Source organism: Intrasporangium chromatireducens Q5-1 (genome assembly GCF_000576575.1).
In the GTDB taxonomy this organism is placed as follows: Bacteria; Actinomycetota; Actinomycetes; order Actinomycetales; family Dermatophilaceae; genus Intrasporangium_A; species Intrasporangium_A chromatireducens.
Genome location: NZ_AWQS01000480.1, coordinates 1 through 1,265 on the forward strand (window position 1 = coordinate 1; position 1,265 = coordinate 1,265).

Annotated in this window: 2 protein-coding genes; both read left to right on the forward strand. The window is 70.1% G+C overall.

The annotated features are described in order from the left end of the window. The coding region (locus N864_RS22345; protein WP_034722764.1) for a 5-oxoprolinase subunit C family protein at window positions 1-546 on the forward strand (546 nt) is incomplete at its 5' end. Beyond that, on the forward strand, window positions 543-1,106 hold the full coding sequence (locus N864_RS22350) for an AAA family ATPase (RefSeq protein ID WP_081794140.1): 564 nt from the start codon (window positions 543-545) through the stop codon (window positions 1,104-1,106). The genes N864_RS22345 and N864_RS22350, both read left to right, overlap by 4 nt. The last annotated feature ends 159 nt before the right edge of the window (window positions 1,107-1,265 follow it).

The window sequence follows — 1,265 nt, forward strand, 5'->3', positions numbered from 1 at the left end:
CGCACGTATCTGTCCGTCCGTGGTGGGCTGGCTGTCGCGCCCGTACTCGGCTCGCGCTCGAGCGACACGATGTCGGGCCTCGGCCCGGCTCCGCTCCGCGCCGGCGACCGCTTGCCGGTCGGCGACGAGGTCGACTCCTTCCCCACGGTCGACGTCGCCCCGGTCCCGGCGCCGACGGCCGGCACGGTGGAGCTGGGCGTCCTGCCCGGTCCCCGACGGGACTGGTTCGCCGACCCCCAGTCGCTCGCCGAGACGCCGTGGGTCGTCTCGGAGCTCAGCGACCGCAAGGGGATCCGGTTGCAAGGCAAGCCGATTGAGCGGCATACGTCCTTTGCTGCAGCCGAGCTGCCCAGCGAGGGCATGGTCCGAGGGGCGATCCAGGTGCCCTCCGGCGGGCAGCCGGTCCTCTTCCTCAACGACCACCCGGTCACCGGCGGCTACCCCGTGATCGGGGTCGTCCCGTCGGCTGAGGTGGACCGGGCTGCCCAGCTCCGTCCCGGGCAGCGGCTCCGGCTCCGCTGGCTGCCATCTAGGGTTGCCCTGTGACCGAACCGCGCCCCCTGCCCGCCGACCTCGACGTCCCGCAGGTGATCGTCGTGACCGGCGTGATGGCGGCGGGCAAGTCGACGGTGTCCCAGCTCCTCGCCGAGCGCTTCTCACGCAGCGTCCACCTGAGGGGTGACGAGTTCCGCCGCATGGTCGTGCGCGGCCGGGCGGAGATGTCGCCCCAGGGCGACCCCGAGGCGGAGCGGCAGGTCGCGCTGCGCCACGCCATCGCGGCCCGCACCGCGAACCTCTATGCCGAGGCCGGCTTCACCGTCGTCGTGCAGGACCTCTTCGTCGGGGCGACCCTCGAGCCGTTCCTCGCGCAGGTGCAGGCTCGCCCGCTCAGCCTCGTCATGCTGGCGCCCGACGTCGACACGGTCATGCGCCGCGAGGCCGAGCGGGTCAAGACCGGGTACAAGGACAACTGGTCGATCCGCGCCTTCGACGAGAAGGTCAAGTCCGAGACGCCCCGGATCGGCCTCTGGCTGGACAGCTCGATGCAGACGCCCGAGGAGACCGTGGACGAGATCGTCCGCCTCCTCCCCGAAGCCCGCATCTGACCAAGCCTCTATCGACAGTGCGGCATTCCTCATCGAGAGTGCAGTAGTCCCAATCGAGAGTGCCGCATTCCTCATCGAGAGTGCGGTTCGATGCCCGCTCGATGGTGATTAACGAACTCTCGATCGTGAATGTCGCACTCTCGATGGTGAGACGCGCAC